This is a genomic window from Mucilaginibacter ginsenosidivorax, from assembly GCF_007971525.1.
GTDB classification, from domain to species: domain Bacteria; phylum Bacteroidota; class Bacteroidia; order Sphingobacteriales; family Sphingobacteriaceae; genus Mucilaginibacter; species Mucilaginibacter ginsenosidivorax.
This window is the reverse complement of sequence record NZ_CP042437.1, coordinates 5,448,390-5,466,439: the sequence shown is the minus strand read 5'-3', so window position 1 is coordinate 5,466,439 and position 18,050 is coordinate 5,448,390. Positions and strand designations below refer to the sequence as shown.

Annotated in this window: 10 protein-coding genes; 1 reads left to right on the top strand and 9 read right to left on the bottom strand. The window is 42.1% G+C overall.

The genetic code is table 11. The features are described 5' to 3' along the window. Positions 1 to 104: 104 nt before the first annotated feature. The 8 genes from FSB76_RS22785 to FSB76_RS22750 all read right to left on the bottom strand — a co-directional run bounded on the left by FSB76_RS22785 (position 105) and on the right by FSB76_RS22750 (position 15,068). Entirely contained in the window at positions 105 to 2,324 is a 2,220-nt protein-coding gene (locus FSB76_RS22785; protein ID WP_147057459.1) for a tetratricopeptide repeat-containing sensor histidine kinase, read from the bottom strand. Between the two features lie 512 nt (positions 2,325 to 2,836). After that, positions 2,837 to 3,871 carry a LacI family DNA-binding transcriptional regulator gene (locus tag FSB76_RS22780; RefSeq protein WP_225976285.1) on the bottom strand — a complete coding sequence of 345 codons (1,035 nt, stop codon included), beginning with the start codon at positions 3,869 to 3,871 and terminating at the stop codon, positions 2,837 to 2,839. Between the two features lie 192 nt (positions 3,872 to 4,063). Then, positions 4,064 to 5,737: an RICIN domain-containing protein gene (locus FSB76_RS22775; protein WP_158642961.1), complete on the bottom strand. Its 1,674-nt coding sequence runs from the start codon at positions 5,735 to 5,737 to the stop codon at positions 4,064 to 4,066. Positions 5,738 to 6,126: 389 nt separating this feature from the next. Beyond that, a complete protein-coding gene (locus FSB76_RS22770) occupies positions 6,127 to 6,744 on the bottom strand; it encodes an RNA polymerase sigma factor (protein ID WP_225976551.1) in 618 nt (205 codons plus the stop codon). Between the two features lie 473 nt (positions 6,745 to 7,217). Then, positions 7,218 to 11,348, bottom strand: coding sequence for a hybrid sensor histidine kinase/response regulator transcription factor (locus FSB76_RS22765; protein WP_147057453.1), 4,131 nt, complete (start codon positions 11,346 to 11,348; stop codon positions 7,218 to 7,220). Positions 11,349 to 11,943: 595 nt separating this feature from the next. Continuing rightward, complete coding sequence (locus tag FSB76_RS22760; RefSeq protein WP_147057451.1) at positions 11,944 to 13,131, bottom strand: ATP-binding protein; 1,188 nt, start codon at positions 13,129 to 13,131, stop codon at positions 11,944 to 11,946. A 114-nt stretch (positions 13,132 to 13,245) separates the two neighbouring features. Continuing rightward, complete coding sequence (locus tag FSB76_RS22755; protein ID WP_147057449.1) at positions 13,246 to 14,166, bottom strand: helix-turn-helix domain-containing protein; 921 nt, start codon at positions 14,164 to 14,166, stop codon at positions 13,246 to 13,248. A 59-nt stretch (positions 14,167 to 14,225) separates the two neighbouring features. Further along, positions 14,226 to 15,068, bottom strand: coding sequence for an SDR family NAD(P)-dependent oxidoreductase (locus FSB76_RS22750; protein ID WP_147057447.1), 843 nt, complete (start codon positions 15,066 to 15,068; stop codon positions 14,226 to 14,228). Positions 15,069 to 15,371: 303 nt separating this feature from the next. Between FSB76_RS22750 and FSB76_RS22745 the strand changes: the two genes are divergently transcribed. After that, the gene (locus FSB76_RS22745; RefSeq protein WP_147057445.1) at positions 15,372 to 16,808 is read left to right on the top strand and encodes an AAA family ATPase; all 1,437 of its coding nucleotides are present in this window, start codon (positions 15,372 to 15,374) and stop codon (positions 16,806 to 16,808) included. 299 nt (positions 16,809 to 17,107) lie between these two features. Here the strand turns inward: FSB76_RS22745 and FSB76_RS22740 are convergent, their stop codons facing one another. Continuing rightward, entirely contained in the window at positions 17,108 to 17,902 is a 795-nt protein-coding gene (locus FSB76_RS22740; protein WP_147057443.1) for an SDR family NAD(P)-dependent oxidoreductase, read from the bottom strand. Positions 17,903 to 18,050: the final 148 nt, after the last annotated feature.

The window sequence follows — 18,050 nt, the reverse complement described above, 5'->3', positions numbered from 1 at the left end:
GATACAAACGCGAAGTGATACTATTTGCCAAATGTAGTCACATTTTCAGCAAACAGATTCAGGTAAAGGTGATAGTGTGCAGCGCCAGGCATGCAGGCAATTTGCTAACCGGCCTCGGTTGGTGCCATCGTAGCCGTTGGTTGCAGGGGGATAACAAAACTAAATTTGGTACCAATACCCTCTTTGCTGGTTACCCAGATACGGCCTTTGCATTTTTCGACCAGGTCTTTACAAAGCAACAGCCCCATACCTGTTCCCGATTCGTTGAGTGTGCCACTCTTGCTATCCACCTGGCTTTTAAATAGCTTATTAGCCCTGGCGGGCGGCATACCCATACCGGTATCGGTTATTGTCACCAGTACGTTTTCGTCCTGCTCAGTGGCAGATATTTCTATAACATCACCCGCACCCGAAAACTTGATGGCGTTGGTAATTAAGTTCCTGACAACTATCCTTATCGAGTTCGGGTCGGCCAGGGCCAGTAGTTCTTTATTGCCGCCATATATCACGGTAATACCTTTAAACGAGGCCTGTTCGGTATGGTTTTTAATTTCCGACTGGATAATATCATCTATTGAAAAACTTTTTCCAGATGCATTGAAATTCTCGAGCTGGCTGTTGATCCAGAATAAAAGTGTATCAAGAAAGTCGGACGTGTAATCGAGCTTTCGTATTACAGATGGGATCATCTCCAGCATTTCCTGGTGGCTGATAGATTCGTCAGACAACAGATCGAACAAACCGCGCAATGTACTCAGCGGCGACCGCAGGTCATGCGCCAATATGGATATCAGCTTATCTTTCAGTTTATTCAAATCGTTCAGCTTTTCGGCCTGTTCGTCTATATTCACTTTTTGCTCCAAAACTTCATTGTTTTTGAGTTTAAGCTGGGTGTTTATTTTTAACTGCTGTTGCTTTTGCCGGTAATACAGGAAAGCCATTAACAATACAGCGGTTATAATTATAAAAAATATAATGTTTAGCAGGTCTTTATCATGTAGTTTTTGCTGATAGAGCAGGGCATTTGCCTTTTGCTGCAATAATTGCTGCCGCTGTTTTTCGGCATAGTTATATTGGGTAATGTACAGGGTAAACTTTTGAACACTTTCATCTTTACGGAAAGTACGCTTCATGTTGTCAAAATCTCTTTGGGCGGCATATGCTTCTTTGTATAATTTAAGCCCGCCAAGGGTTTCAATTAATTGAACAGCGGCATTCGTGCGCAGCAAAACGCTGCCAATATGGTCGGCAAGTGTTTTGGCCTGCAGGGCAAAACCGTAAGCTTTAGCGTAATCGTGGTTTACATTATAAAACAGGGCCGTATTAATCAAAGCAATTACCTTGTTGTAGTCCATTTTATTATCCGTAGCTACTTTTAGCGCAAGCTGCAGGTAGCCTAAAGCTTTTTGATTTTGTTTTTTACGAATATAACAAACTGCCAAATCGCTATTACAGGTACTTATACCGTCCTTGTCGTCCTGCTTTTGGTCAATAGCCAGGGCATCGTTAAGGTATTTAATAGCGTTGTCATACTTTCCCTGGGCCATTAATACTTCGCCGATGTTTTGTTTGGCTACGCTAATGCCACCGTCGGATTGCATCTGCGTCCAGGTTTGCAGGGCCTCGGTAAAGTAGGTTAAGGCCTGGGGATAAATCTCCATACTTTGCAAAACAACACCAATGTTATTGTAATCTGCCGATATTTTCTTTTTATTACGAAGCTTTGTATCGATGTTGAGGGCCTTAAAATAGTAATCAAGGGCAGCGGATGAGTGACCAAGGTTATCATAATTGTTGCCTATGCTTAAATATAAGCGCGATAGGCCGGGCAAATCATTAATAGCAAGCTTAATTGGCAGCGCCTTATTGTAAAAACTTAATGCCTTTTGATAATCGCTTAGCTGGTAGTACAAATCGCCGTAAAGCTTATAACAATCGCTAATGCCTAATACGTTTTTTGCCTGGGTGTAAAGCGCCAAACTTTCTTTAATATACTTTAATACGATATCGTATTTAGCCTGGCTGATGTATACCGTTGTAACGGCCAGCAACCCATCGGCAATGCCGGTGCTGTAGTTTATAGTGCGCGAAATCTGTGTTGCCTTTTGCCCGTAATAAATAGTGCTATCCGGATAGTATGAGGTATAGGCTACAGCCAGTTTATTTAAATCGTTTATAACTGCCGTATCATTTACCTGCTTTTTGGCCGCAATGGATTTGAGTAATTCGTTTCGGAGGCTATCCGGTTTTGCTTCAAAACGATAGGCCAAGCACAAATTGCATAAAAAAAGCGATAAAATACTAAGCCATATTTTGGTATTCATTCAATCAAAAAAATAGAATTAGGTTTATAAAGTAAAGGTTGTTTAAACTGTATCACAAACGCCATTGCACTGTTATACAATAGCCTGCAGGATTTTTACGGCTTAAACAATATTTAAGTTATAAATATATAATTTAAATTTATTTAATAGTTGGCGTTGGTATTGTTAGCGAGTGGCAAACGCATCTAACCGGGTTAACATAACTTAACACATTTCAGATATTTTTTTTATAAATATCTCATAATCAATATTTTACATTTAATCATGGTTAACATTAAACTGATAGCGCAATTTAGACACATCCAAATATTTGTGCCTGTTGTTGGCCAGTGGTAATCCCTTTGGTAACCGGATCATTTAACCACTATCAGCCAATAAAAATAAGGTATCGTTTGATGCTATAACTTCCCGGGGCTATAAGCTTATTCAGTTAGCTATTATTCCATAACAGCTTATCGACGGTAACTATTTAGTTGCGTTTGCTCTGATTATTGGCGCAGATTAAATATTTTTTAAAACACGTTGGCTTTAAGCGGTTGGCTTAATGTGGATTCTCTTGCTATAAAATTGGTTTTAAGCACTATCCGCTGAAAAGCAGCGGGAGTATTTGATTGCAGCCTGCTCAGCATTATTTCGGTTACCTGCTCCCCTATTTGTTTTACGGGCTGGGCAACAGCCGAAATGGGCGGGCTAAATAGTTCGAAATTGGTATTATCATCAAAAACTACGATACCGATGTCCCTGGCAACCTGCAGGCCAAGTTGCCTGATAGCTTCTATACCACCCAGGGCAAGGTAATTGGTCGAAAAAAACACGGCGTCGATAGCCTTTTGGCCTGCCAGGAATCTCCGGATTTGTTCTACACATTTTGATTTTTCAAGATCATAGGGTATTTGTTTAATCCTTTGCACCAGCCCGGAATCATTCAACGCCTTTAAATAACCATTGGCACGCTCTTCCATCTGGTTTTGCTTTGACAACAGCGTTACCATGGCAATATTTTTAAACTGCCGGTCTACCAGGTGCTCGACCGCCTGTAAAGCCCCGTTAAAATTATCAATCAGCACCTTATCGCAGTCGAGGCCGGGCACATCGCGGTCAAATACAACAACAGGGAAACCATCGGCTACCAGCTCCCGGATATAATTTTCAGTTCCGGGCGGTGGAGCGATGATATATCCGTCGACATTATGGTTGCGAAAGGCCTGCAAGAGGTCAATAGCCTGTACGGTATCATTCTCGGTACTGCCATAAATAACCCTATAACCCGAAGAAAGGGCCGACCGTTCGACAACGCGGGCAATTGAAGAAAAAAACGGGTCCGAAATATCCTCAACAAGCATACCTATGGTTTTGCTTTTGCCGGTACTAAGCCCAACAGCTATGCGGCTTGGCTGATAGCCTACCTTTTCAACATACTTTAATATTTTATTTTCGAGTTTGATACTAATGCCATGTTGCCGTGCTTTGCCATTTAAAACAAATGAAATAGTCGATTTTGATACTTGTAATTGTTCGGCAATATCTTTTATAACTAATTTCTTCATCAGGTTTAACAGCAGGCTGCAGTAGTTAATAAGTTAAAAGTTGGGCAACCTCTTGCTATGACAATTAACCGGGGGTTTTATACTCATATAATCATCATGTCAATATATAAAGTAGAAAGTCTTAAGCCCTAAGTCAGAAAAACAATCTGGCCTACGACTTAAGACTTTCTACTTTGGACTTAGTTGTTAAAATCAAGGCGCAATAGACCACTGCTGGTTTAAGCTGGTATTGCTACCCCAGAATTGCATAATAGAGCCATTAGCAGTACCGCCGCCGGTATCAAGGCATTTGCCATTGGCTCGGTTTACCACTTTATAGTACGACCCAACGGGCACTATTATCCATTGCTGATTTGGCGAGGTTCCGCTTGCCCACTGGGTAACGTTGGAGCCATCGGCAGTATTGGCATTACTATCCAAACATTTACTGCTTGAAACACAGGTAAGCTTGTAATAGCCGCCGCTATAGGATAGCACCCATTTTTGGTTACCCGACGTACTGCTGGCCCATTGCCCTACATTGGCAGCATTAGCAGTAGCGCCAAGGTTATCCAGGTATTTGCCGCTTGCCCGGTTCACGAGATGATAAGTACCATTGGCAATTGGTTGGGTGGTTGTTGTATACGTAAGGGTACCAAATCCCAATTGGTCGTATCCGCCGCTTGTGCTGCCATAATCGCCTCCACCGCCTTCGGGCCTTATATTACTCGCGTACTGGGCACTATAGGTAGCTGTAACCCCGGCTACATTGGCAAAATGGTTATAAATCAACTCCCAGGACGGCCGGATATCTCCCCGGCCTGATGCCGAAATTACCGTTTGCGAATTTGCCGCGCAGGTAGTACCGCTGCCCCAGTTGTAAGTTGTAAATGGTACGGTATTGCCCAGGTTATAACTGGCCGTATATTCGCATACTGCCAGCGCCTTGTTGGTTTCGTAGCCAAACAGGTCATCGCCCTGGTTGTAGGCCATTTGGCAAAATGCGCCAAGTAAGGAGATATCAAGGCACTGGTGCCCCTGGTCGCGGCCGCTTTCCTGGCCCTGGCCAAGCCCGCCTGTATATAAAAAAGGTACGGCATGGTCTATTGCGCCATTACCGGCGCCGGTTTTGAAATAAGTAACAGCTTCATTGTATTTGGTGGCATCGTCGCACAGAATGCCGATAGACAGGATTGAAGCCATGCTGCACAAATCCCAGTTTGCCCAGTAATTGGTGATGCAGGCCCCGTTGTGGTTCACCAGGAAATCGTGGTTCATGGGGTAAAACACGGTAAGCATCATGGTTTTAAACCTGGTAAAGTCGGCCGCTGCCCAGCCGCTGTATGAGCGCATAATTTCGGCGGCATTGGCAAACTCATAGCCGTAAATGCCCGCAGCAAGCCACCTATCGGCACTACCGGATATCGCTACGAGTGTAGATGACCAGGCGTTCATAATAGCCACGGCATTATTGCCACAGGCCACATCGCCATTAATTTTCCACCGCAGTGCATTTTGATACGCTGCCGCAATATCGTTATACAGCTTGGAATAATTTTCAGGCGAGCCCGATCCCCGGTATACGGTATCAACCGGGCCCTTCATGACATAGGTAGACAGGGAGTGGGAATTTGCAGTAAGCTTATTCCAGCCCGAAAGCCAGGGCTCGGTACTTGCTGTTACCATGGTTTGCATACGGATGAAATCGGCCTCGGTATGCAACAGGCCCGGATGGATAAATGGGCTGACAGCGGCGACCTTTAGTTTGGATGATTTACCAGTTTTAACACTGTCGGTGGCAGTCGCGGCCGGGTTACCTGATTTTCTGCAGCTCCAGAAAGGCAGCAGGCAAAAAAGACAAAACAGAGATAGCAATTTTGTTTTCATAATAAATGGTTAAGTATATTGGTTTAATTAATTGCACGTAAGCACCAGCCGCAATAAGGTAGCAGTAATTGTGTTGTCAGGGCACAATTAAAGGCCACCCACAAACAGGCGGCATAGGTTTTATAATGGCTAATGATTGGTTTACAGATTACAAATCTCTGTTATAAAAATCTCTATGAGAGGGGTTTGATTAACCAAAAAGAGGCTACAGATTAATCAATAGTTAACTTTTAAAGTAAAAAGTTAAGCTTGTTGCAGGTAAGATGATGGATCGGCCACTTGGGATAGGGGACATAAGGGTTAAATAGTTGCGTCCCTTCGCAGGGAAGCAGGGAGTAAATTAGCAGCCAATAATTTTCATACACGTGCTAAATTTGCCGTTAGTTCTGTCAAACCGCGATACGGCAGGATTGCACCCTTTTATCATCTACCAAATTGGTGCGCAACTGTTGCATAGCCCGGTGTACGTGGTTTACTACCGATTGGTAATTTATCCCGGTTACCTCGGCTATTTGCTCATACGTCCAGCCGTCAAAATATTTTAAATGTACCATTTCCTTTTGCCTTTTGGGTAAGGCATTCAGCGCAAGTGTTAATAACCTGTTGAACTCCACATCATTTTCGCCGTTCACCCAAATCTCTTCCTGCGAAAAAGCCAGGTCAATTTCGCGCTGGTCTTCGGCTATTGGTAAATGGTTCTTCTGGCTCTTAAAATAGTTGAGCGCAAGTGAGCGGGCCGCCTTAAAAAAGTAAACCCTTACGTTGTATATAGGCCCAAGCCTTTCCCTGCGTTCCCACATTTTTATGAACAACTCCTGAACCAGGTCTTGCGATACAATTTCATCTCGGGTAATTTTCAGCACATAGTGATAAAGTACCGGGTACAGTTCGTGATGAATAGCGCCAAATTCACTGACATCGCCCTGCCGGGTTTTTTCCCAACGTATGGCCAACTGGTCATTCATGTTCATAAAAAATGGATAGTTATAATTGATATTGGTTCCCACTGCTCCCAAAAACAACCGTTTAAAATCAGACTAAAAAATTGGCCCGAACTTTTTTTGATTGCCGGATAATTGGTTTTACAGCAGCTAATATGAGTGGATTTTGGGCGATAGAAAGGCTATAAAACAACCATACAGCGGACGTAAACTGGCCAAAAAGGTGCTAAAAAACCGGTTTAGGAGCAGCTTTTGATATTTGGGTAAATTTCACCCTCAATTTGGTGAACGAAGTAATTATCAGTGCGCTTAGGGAGCACTACCGGGCATCAAATTAACGATATGACAAGAGCAGCATTTATTCGCGCACTAATTGCCTAATTAACAGGTAATATAAGCCGGCAACACGGAGCAGCCGGTAACAACACAGTGACCGGCTTTGCAAGAGAAGACCATTTTAAATAAAAAACCCGGCCAGGAAGCAACTCCTAAACCGGGTTAGATTTGTACCCAGGCATTGAGGCCGCCTAATATTGCGGCTACTGCCTGGCTTTCTCGGGCGACATGCCTGCACCAATGTTATAACTTTTCACAAACGTTTTCCTGTACTTGCGGATAAAATCCGACGGGTTCAATTCAAAAAGCTTAAAAAATTGCTCTCTGAAATACCGCACATCCTGGAAACCAATTTTGTAGGCCACCTCCTTAATCTGCAAATCGCTTTGAATCAATAGTTCGGCAGCTTTTTTGAGTTTGATATGCCTGATAAATTCAGAAATATTTAACCCCGAAATAGCCTTAACCTTCCTGAATAAATTAGACCGGCTCATCCCCATTCCCTTAGTGAACACCGTTGCTGAAAAATTTTCGTCATCCAGGTGTTTTTCTATCAAAGCTATACACTTCGCCAAAAACTGGCTGTACTCCTCCGGAATTTTCAGGTTATTGCTTTTTAGTGTTACCTCGTTCAGGAAAAACTGTTTAAGCGTGTTGCGGCCTTTTAAAATACTTTTAATGCGCGCAACCAGCAGGTCGTTTTCAAATGGTTTGGTTATATAATCATCAGCACCGCATTCAACCCCTTTTAACTTTATTTCGGCCGAAGAACTGCCGGTTAAAAGAATCACGGGTATATGGCTGAAGGAGGGCGAATCTTTTAATTTAGAACAAAACTCAATACCGCTAAACTCCTTAATCACCACATCGCAAACAATAATATCCGGATCAACCTGCATCACAATTTCAAACCCTTGCACTGTATCTTCTGCCTCATAAACGTTATAGGAATCTTTCAGCAACCTCCTCAGATATTGACGGATATCGCCATCATCATCAATAACCAGCACCGATGGTTTGTCTTTTACAATGTTTTCCATTAATTCACTTACGTGATCTGGCTTTTCGGGCTCCCTCAACAATCCGGGGTCATGATCTATAATAGCTTCATTCAGTATCTCAAACGCCGAAGAGCGGAAAACCGGTTTAGTTACCGCCACTGGTTTCATCACTTCGTCCGATCCCGGCAATCCTATTTTAAAAACCGTTCCTTCGCCCGGCGCGCTGGTATATGATAAATCGCCGCCATGAACATCAACGTACTTTTTGGCCAGGAATAAACCAATGCCAAATCCGCTTTGGTTGGCCCTGTCGGTTGCTTCTTCGCGGTAAAACTTTTCAAAAAGGCGGCTACCTGTCTCTGCCGAAATTCCGTGTCCGCTGTCATGAACTTCTATTTCAATTCTGCTTTCCATCTCCCGGATGTGCATAGCTACTTTTCCATGATCAGGTGTGAATTTAAGTGCGTTGGAAAGTAAATTGAACAGCACAATTTCAATTTTCTCCCTATCAATACAGGCCAGGGTTTCCTGCTCCATGTGCAGTTGATAATCAAGATGCTTTGCTTTAGCCTGGTTATTAAAACATGAAAAAACCTCGCGGGCAACGTCCGACAGGCTTACCCATTCTTTTTTCAATTCGGTTAACTCATTATCTGTCGACCGGAAAAGCAGCAATCTATCTACCAGGCTAAGGAGCCGCCTTGCATTTCGATACACCGAACTAAGGTCTATCAGGTCGATATTTTTGCCGTTATTTTGCAATAATTCTTTAACCGGATTGGCTATCAGTGTAAGCGGTGTCCGGAACTCATGCGAGATATTGGTAAAAAAAGCGATTTTCTTATCGTTAAGCTCTTTTTCCTGTTCTACCTTCAGGTTGGCCAGCTTAACTTCATAATGCAGCCGGTTTTCCTTTTTATGATAATAAATATAACCGTAAACCGACGCGGATACGATGCCCACATAAAGCAAATAGGCCCACCAGCTTCTGAACCAGGGGGGCAGTACAGTAATGTACACTATTTTTTCTTTTGTATTCCATACGCCATAACCGTTAGTGGCCTTAATATGTAGCGTGTAGTTACCTTCGCTTAATCTTGAATAATTTAAAACCCGCGCATTATTAACGTAGTTCCAGCCTTTATCCCAGCCTTGCAGGTAGTAGGCATATTGAATTTTTTCGGGGAGCGAATACTCCAGGGCAACATATTCCATTGATAGTACGGCCTTATCATACGGCAGCCTGATTTTATCGATGTTATAAATATTTGCTGCATTTTTTATATAAGCGTTATTGGCATTGGCACTTTCATTTTCGATATTAACCTGTGTAATCAATAAATCGGGGAAGCTGTTAAAGCGCCTGATGCTATCCGGGTAAAATATATTAAAACCCTTTATCCCGCCAAAAAGCAGTTCGCCAGACGCCAGTTTCCCGGATGCGTTAAAGTAAAACTGGTCGGATTGCAGGCCATCCGAACCATAGTAATTTTCGAACTTTTTTGTCGCAAACTTTAATTTTGATAGGCCATTGAAGGTGCTCATCCACAAATTCCCCTTATTATCGCTTTCGATATTTAATACGGTGTTGTTGGGCAGCCCATTATTTTCGTTATACCAGGCTATTTTGCCTGTAGCCAGCTGGTAGGTCATTAAACCCTTACCATGCGTACCAATAAATAACGTTCCACCGGTAGCCAGCAAACTCCTTACGGCAATATTTGACTGGATTATAGCCGACTGCCCGGTATGTTTATTAACCCGTACCAGGTTTTTAAAACCACCCAGCCACAAATTACCCTTACCATCGTCGGCTATTGCCAGTACATCGTCTTTAACATCAAACCCGGCCGAAACAAATTTCCCGGATGCCTTATCAAAATAAAAAAGCCGGGCTCGCTCATTCCCTGTTTTTTCGCCCCTTAAAGCCGTAACCCAAATAGTATTGTCGGCATCTACATAAATTTTCCAGATGGATTTTCTATAATTTCCGGTATTTTCAAATGGTACATTTTTAAATAAATGACTATCAGTATCGTAAATAGCTACTCCTCCCCCAAAAGTGGCCACCCATATTTGGTTCCGGCTGTCTTTAATGATTGATGAAACACGGTTATTGCTTAACGATTGTGGGTTATTTTCGTCATGTACAAAAGTAGTAAAAGTGTTTTTAGCCCTGTTCCATACGCTGAGACCCGCACCATCTGTACCAATCCAGATATTGTGACCGGCATCCTCGCAAAACGAAAATGTAAAATTGGATACCAGGCTGTTTTTATTATAAGGCTGATGTACAATGGTCTTGAACTGGTTTTTATTAGGATCAATAACACTAATCCCTCCCCTTAACGTCGCAATCCATTTACGGCTTTGGTTATCCTCATAAATGGCATAAACCGAATTACTGGAAAGGGTACCGGCATCCTGCTGCTGAAGCAGGGTACATTGGCCCGAACTAAAAATATTTACAATACCAACCCCTATACCATCGGTGGCCAGCCACAGATTTTTTGCTTTATCAAAATAGAAATCAAATATCTTGATGTTATCAAGCGCCTTATTACTGAAAGACTGATGCTTTAACTGGCCGGTAAAGGCATTGAAAGAAAACATGCCTGCATTGGTACTTATCCACAAGTTGCCGTCGGGTCCCTGCTTCATATGAGTAGCGGGCGGAAATGAGGCGGTAACCGGGAGCACAACGTTTTTGCCGGGTAAAAACCGGCATAAGCCAACATTATCAACAACCAGCCAAATGCTGTTGTCGTTCAGTATGGTAAGCGCGGTTACTGTGTATTTCCATTGTTGCTGTTTTTGGGCATTTAATAGCGGTATCTCAACCGCAAAGGTTTTATTTTTATAATAAATGAGTAAACCGGCATCTGCCGATCCGATCATCATATTTCCCGATAGATCTTTTTTTAATACATTGATTACTTTATCAACCGGCAGGGGCGCCAAAGCTTCTGCAGCGCTTTTTTTGTAAGTGATCTGCGAAAAATAGAGTGTCTTACTATCTAAAATACCAACCCCACGACGGGTACCAACCCATATCCTATCCAGCTCATCCTGCTCCAACGCTGTGATGGTATTTTCGGGTAAACTTGCGGGGTCGTTTATTTTATTCCTGATTTTTTTGAAGGAATAGCCGTCAAACCGGTTAAGGCCGTCAAGCGTGCCAAACCACATGAAGCCAAATTTATCTTTAAAAATGGTGGTTACCGTATTGTTAGATAAGCCCTGCTCAATCCCCAGGTACGACATCGGGAGCGACGAGGAATAGGCACTATACTTTAGTAGTATAAAGGCGGTTATAAAAAGCAATCTCTTCATAAAATGGCTGCAAGCTACACTGCAATGTTTTAGCAACAGAATTTACCCTCAGGGGCGATTTATTAATTGGCTCACTAATTTAGTGATTATTAAATTTTATCATCAATTAATTATTGTTTTTAAAACACTTATTTTAAGATAGCTGCGTTAAAGCAACCGGGCTAAACCCACACTACATCCAGCTTAACACCGTATCATCAAGGAATAACTACTGCCGAAACGGAACAACGTCGTTTGTATGATCGTTGGTAACTTAATAAGTTGTGATTACTGTAACTACAGCCAAAAATCCGGGATAAGTGAATTTCCTGAAACCCATATTGGTAAAAATATCGCCCGACGGAATCAACGGGTTCGGGAAAGGGTTCGTCTTCCTTCCAACCTTGTATTAGCTACAGCCCGGGTGTTCAGATGCATAAACTGCCTGCATATCATTTTAAAACTGTGTATTATTGAAGAAAAGACAACAGTTGAAGAAATTTATACTCACCTTGATGTAAATCATTAAAAAATATTTTGATAATGTAAATACCTCCGGGCGACTTTATACTTTTTACAGTAGTAGCATTTACAATTTACCCCGATGAGGCCCTACTCAATAGATGTTGCCGCCCCAGGTAAAACCTGTAAAAGCACTGGCAGGCAGATATCTTCCCATAACAAGATATTGAGAGATACCGATACCTGCAGCGCGCTGGGAAATGGTTTGCAGGTCTTGCTGTGAGGGTGTTTCTTTTACCTCTATAGCCATATCTCCGTTAAAAATAAAGTCGATCTCTTGCCCTGTCTTCTTTTGATAATATTGAATAGTACCCTGACTTTTCAATTGTGCGGCGATCGCATTTTCGAACACTTGCCCACTGGAGACTTGCATCCCGGCTAATACCTGAAGGATACCTGTGTCTGCGAAATATAGCTTGGTTTGCTGTGAGATCTCCTTATCAATATTTTTTGTAAAGGGCCTGGCCTGATAGATCAGGTAGGTATATTCCAGCAATTGGATATAGCTCGCGATTTTTTGACGGTTAATACCGGTAACGCTACTGATCTTGGTATAATCCACTTTGTTACCCGTACGGGCAGCCAGCACCTTGATCAGTTTATAAAGGTCCTCACTCAGCGAATAGTCGGCCAATAATTTGACATCAATTTCTATGTAGGAATTAATAATATCTTTCAGTAACTCCAGTTTGTCGGCTTGATTCTCTTCCAATACCACCTCCGGAAAACCGCCAAAACGGATATATTCTGCGTACGCTGCTGAAAACCTGTTGTACCATGCCCTGTCAAAAGGTTTCCAGGCATATTTTTCAATACTTGGCGGAGTCAGTTCCTTAAAAGCCAGGAACTCACTGAAGCTTAGCGGATACATTTCAAAAATACGTTTCCTACCGGCAAGGCTTTCAGAGAACCGGTTTTTCATATAATAAGAACTTGATCCAGTCACGATAAATTTGACCCCATAAGTGTCATAAAAATATTTGATCACACTGGGTAGGTTTTCCACCAACTGTATCTCATCGAGCGCAACGATCGCGGGCAGCGAAAAATCGATGCCCATTAATTCCAGTTCACTTTTAATACCTTCATAATTAGTGGCATTAAAAAGCACACGGATTTCGATCCTTTCACAATCAAGATAAAGATGGTTGGAAACTCCCAACTTTTTTAAGATATATCTTACAGCGGTACTTTTGCCAACCCGACGCATGCCGGTAATGACGGTAACTTGTTTTTTTTTACAATGATCCAGCAGGGCAGTATAAATTAATCTTTCTTTCACGATGTAAATATACTCAAAAAGAAATACTATTTGATTTATTTTTCATCATATAGTATATAAATCAATCTTATGTTATTTAAAAATAGCCCCCCAGTACCCTTTGCAAGGGCTTGCTTAGTTAAAAGACCGCCTGAACTCGAGTGGAGACAGGTTGGTTTTTGTTTTAAATAGCTTACTGAATGACTGTGGATGTTCGAACCCCAATGCATAGGCTACCTCACTCACTGAAAGCGTAGTAGTAGAAAGTTTTTCTTTTGCCTTTTCAATCAATTTATCATGAATGTGCTGCTGTGCGTTTTGACCGGTAAGTGCGCGCAGCATATCGCTTAAATAGCTGGGCGACAGATGCAGGTTTTCGGCGAGATATTGTACGGTTGGAATACCTTTGCTTAAAACATGTTCGTTGCCAAAGTAACCCGTCAGCAAGTCTTCCAGCCTTTGCAGTAAATCATGACTTACCATCTTACGGGTAATGAATTGGCGCTTGTAAAAACGGTTGGCATAATTTAGCAGCAACTCAATTTGGGATACAATAACATCCTGGCTAAAATCGTCTATCCGGCTATTCAGTTCTTCTTCCATGATCCTGAAAATAGAAATGATGGTAGCTTTTTCGCTTTCAGAAAGGTGTAACGTTTCGTTGGCCGAGTAAGAAAAGAAACCGTATTGGCTGATCTTTTTAGCTATGGGATAGCCTAAAAAGAAATCCGGATGAATTAGCAAGGTATACTCCGAACATACCGTTCCCTCGTTATCGCCGCTACCTATAACCTGGCCGGGAGAAGCAAACAGCAAGCCGCCTTCGTCAAAATCATAATAGCCCTGGCCATATTTCAATTTGCCGCCAAGTTTTGGCTTGTAAGAAATTTTATAAAAACCCAACACATGATTATGAGACGGCTGGTGTAGTTGTACCCCGGAATGCGCCCCATTGATTATACTTATCAATGGGTGTTTGGGATGAGGCAGGCCGAAGGCCCGATGGGCATCGGATAGCGTTTCAAATTTATGCAGACTTTTTTCGTCTTTTTTCATTTCAAAACAAATATAATCATAACCGGCAACCATTTTAATTACCGGTTATGATCTGGTTATTACTCAGCTACCTTTTGGGCCGAACTGGAAACGGCGTCCCATTTTTCCCATAAGGCCAGCCGATCTGCGTAAGCAGCGCGTACCCATGGCAAATTTTGGCTACCCAGGTTAAACCGCAACGGCGGGTTTTCCGCATCTACAACCTGGAAGAGCGCTTGTGGAGTGGCATTAGGGTCGCCTCGTTCCATATCTTTTAATCTTCCGAAAAACTGGTTTTTAAAATCCGAGTATATTTCCATGCCGGCTGCAAATTTCAAAGAGTCCTGGCTACCGAATTCAGTAGCGTATGCACCCGGTTCAATAATAGTTACGTTGATGCCGAAGTCTTTTACCTCTGCCGCCAGGCTTTCATGAATAGCCTCAAATGCCCATTTTGACGAGCAGTAGTAACCAATTACCGGCAGGGTAACGTGTCCAAGATTGCTGGATGTGCCAAGAATATGACCCCCACCTTGCTCCCGAAGCAACGGTAAAGCAGCCTGGATAACAGCAATTGCCCCAAAGATGTTGGTTTCATACATCGCCTTAACATCTTCGGCACTCGCCTCCTCAATAGTACCCACTAATGAATAACCGGCATTGTTTAGTACAATATCCAACCTTCCGAAATGGGCATGTGCCTGGTTTATGGCTGTTTTTGCCTGGCCAGGCTTGGTTACGTCTAATTCAAGGGTTAACACATTTTCGCCATATTTCTCTTTAAGCCCGGCTAAACTATCTGCTTTACGTGCTGTTGCAGCAACTTTATCGCCACGCTCAAGAGCGGCCTCAGCCCAAACACGTCCAAAACCACGCGAAGCGCCCGTTATGAACCAAACTTTACTATTCAATTTATTTTCCATGTTCCTTATCTTTTAAATTATTTTGATGAAACAAAGATGAGGAGTACTAGCCGGCCGTGCGTAGCCTAACCGGGGGTATTTGTAGCCTAATTGCGGATTTAGTTGAGTACTATCAGCGTTTGATAATATGACAGGATTCTTAATTGGAAGCAGGCACGTATTTAACTTAAACTAAGGCTATATATCTAAAATCTATTTCAACATGGAGTTTTGGCGTAATATAAAAATTTATATCACGCCAAAACTAACTTTTTTTATATAGTTTTGGCGTGATATAAAAGCCTGCAACTTATTAAACAATTTATGGAAAACGTAATTGGTAGAACTGAAGAAAAAGCTCTCATAAAAAGAATTGAAACTTCGGCGGAGCCTGAGTTGCTTGCAGTATATGGTCGCAGAAGAATTGGAAAAACATTTCTGATCAGAAACGGATTTAGCCAAGGTCTGACTTTTGAGTTTTCAGGCACTCACAATGCTACACTCAGCCAGGAACTGGAAAGCTTCAGCCTGGCATTAACCAATGCAAGCGGCGGGATCCAGCTTGCTAAGCCAACCAGCTGGATACAAGCATTTCAAATGCTGATTCAATATCTCACACCTTTAGTAAAAAAAGGGCGAAAAGTGGTTTTTTTTGATGAATTTCCCTGGATCAATACACCGCGGTCTGGTTTCTTACCAGCGTTTGAAAATTTTTGGAACAGTTGGGCCTCTAAAGAAAAAAATCTTGTGGTTGTGATCTGCGGTTCTGCTGCTTCATGGATGATAAAGAAAGTGATCAATAACCGCGGTGGTTTACATAATAGGGTAACACGAAGAATACGCTTGTTGCCTTTTACGGTTGCGGAAACTGCCGCATATCTAAAAGCAAAGAAAGTTAAGCTCGATAAATATCAAATATTACAAATCTATATGGCAATGGGCGGGATACCGCAATATCTAAAAGAGATAGAACCGGGATACAGCGCCGCACAAGTAATCGACAAATTATGTTTTACCAAAGATGGATTGCTAAACGATGAATTTAAAAACCTTTATTATTCATTATTTGATAGCGCAGAGAATCACATCGACATTATCAGAGCCTTGGCTCAGAAAGGTAAAGGGTTGACCAGAAATGAAATTATTGAAACTTGCAAGCTAACTTCGGGCGGGTACACCACGCAGTTGCTGGATGAGTTAAAAGAATCTGGGTTTATTACACCATATATACCTTTTGGCAAAACGTCCAAAGACAGTGTTTACAAACTGACTGATGAATACTCCCTCTTTTACATCAAGTTTATTGAAAACAGCAGGGCCAGAGGTCAAGGTACATGGTTAATGTTCTCCACTGGTACCTCATGGAAAAGCTGGAGCGGGATTGCGTATGAAAGTATATGTATGAAGCATATTGATCAGATCAAGAATGCAATTGGAATTAAAAATGTTTATTCTGAAGTTTCTGTTTGGAGATATCAGCCCAAATCACCTGAAGACCAAGGCGCACAAATAGACATGCTAATTGACAGGGCAGATAAGTGCATCAATCTATGTGAAATGAAATTTTCCTCAGATACATTTGAAATAACAAAATCATACGCAAGGGAACTTGAAAATAAGCTTAAAATATTTCATGCGCAAACCAAGACCAGGAAATCGTTATTTATGACCATGGTAACTACCTATGGAGTAAAAAACAGTGATAGTTATCCTGGATTAATACAGCAGCAAATCACTATGGACATTCTGTTTGAACTTTAGATTTTACACAAATATTGCTTATTATCCATCAAATTTTTATGCCAATCATCGGTATTTGTGCCACCCAGTTTTAAGATACATTTAAACCAAATGCAACAATTTAAATATTAAGCATTTACACATGTTTCTACTTAGATAAAAACGAAACAATCTATATTGAACACCTTCTGAGAACTATACGGCTGTATCATAAAAGACAAAAGCCATGGATTCTTCCATGGCTTAGGATAGTGATTGTAAGATGTTTCTACCAAAAGGATTGTGAACAAACCTGCCGGATAACTAAGGGTTGACTACTATTAAACTGCTCCCTTCAATAAACCACCTTCGGCCCTGATGGCAGCACCATTGGTAGCCGAGGCCAGCGGACTGGCCAGGTAAGTGACCATGTTTGCCACTTCGCCGGTGCTCAGGAACCGCTGGATAATGGAAGTGGGCCGGATAGTTTTAAAGAAATCTGCTTCCACCTGTGCAATAGTTTTGTTTTGATCTTTGGCCAGGTTATCAATAAAGCCGCCAACGCCTTCTGATAATGTAGGCCCCGGCAGCACAGAGTTTACAGTAACCGCGGTACCTTTGGTTAGTTCAGCCAGACCGCGGGCAACTGCCAACTGGGCGGTTTTGGTCATACCATAATGTATCATTTCTTCGGGAATCTGCACGGCCGACTCGCTCGATATAAAAATGATGCGCCCCCAGCCATTACTTAACATTTGACCGAAATAAGCTCGGGACAAACGGATACCGCTCAGTACATTTATTTCGTAGAAGCGCAGCCAGTCTTCATCGGTGATATCTGCGAAAGCTTTGGGCTCAAAAATGGCTACATTATTGATCAAAATGTCTACCTGTGGTAATTGACTAATCAAATTGTTAATAGATTCGAGGCTCTTAAAATCAGCCGTTATGCCACTTACCTTATCATTGGCACTTTCGGTTTTAATTTGTGCTACTGCTTTATCCACCCGTTCTGTAGTGCGACCATTGACGATAACTTCGGCGCCTTCCTTAGCTAATTGAAGAGCAATGGCATAGCCTATACCGGCTGTGGAGCCTGTGACCAGCGCTTTTTTGTTTTGTAACTGCAGATCCATAATATTTAAAAATTAATGCGATATAAAACTAATATTGTTATTTAATTGAGAAAACATAAGCCAGATGTACCCGGTCTATGCTCCTTGCCATGCTCAACATCGTTGAATTGGTTTGAACTTTCTTATTGTACACCCACATCGTGATAAC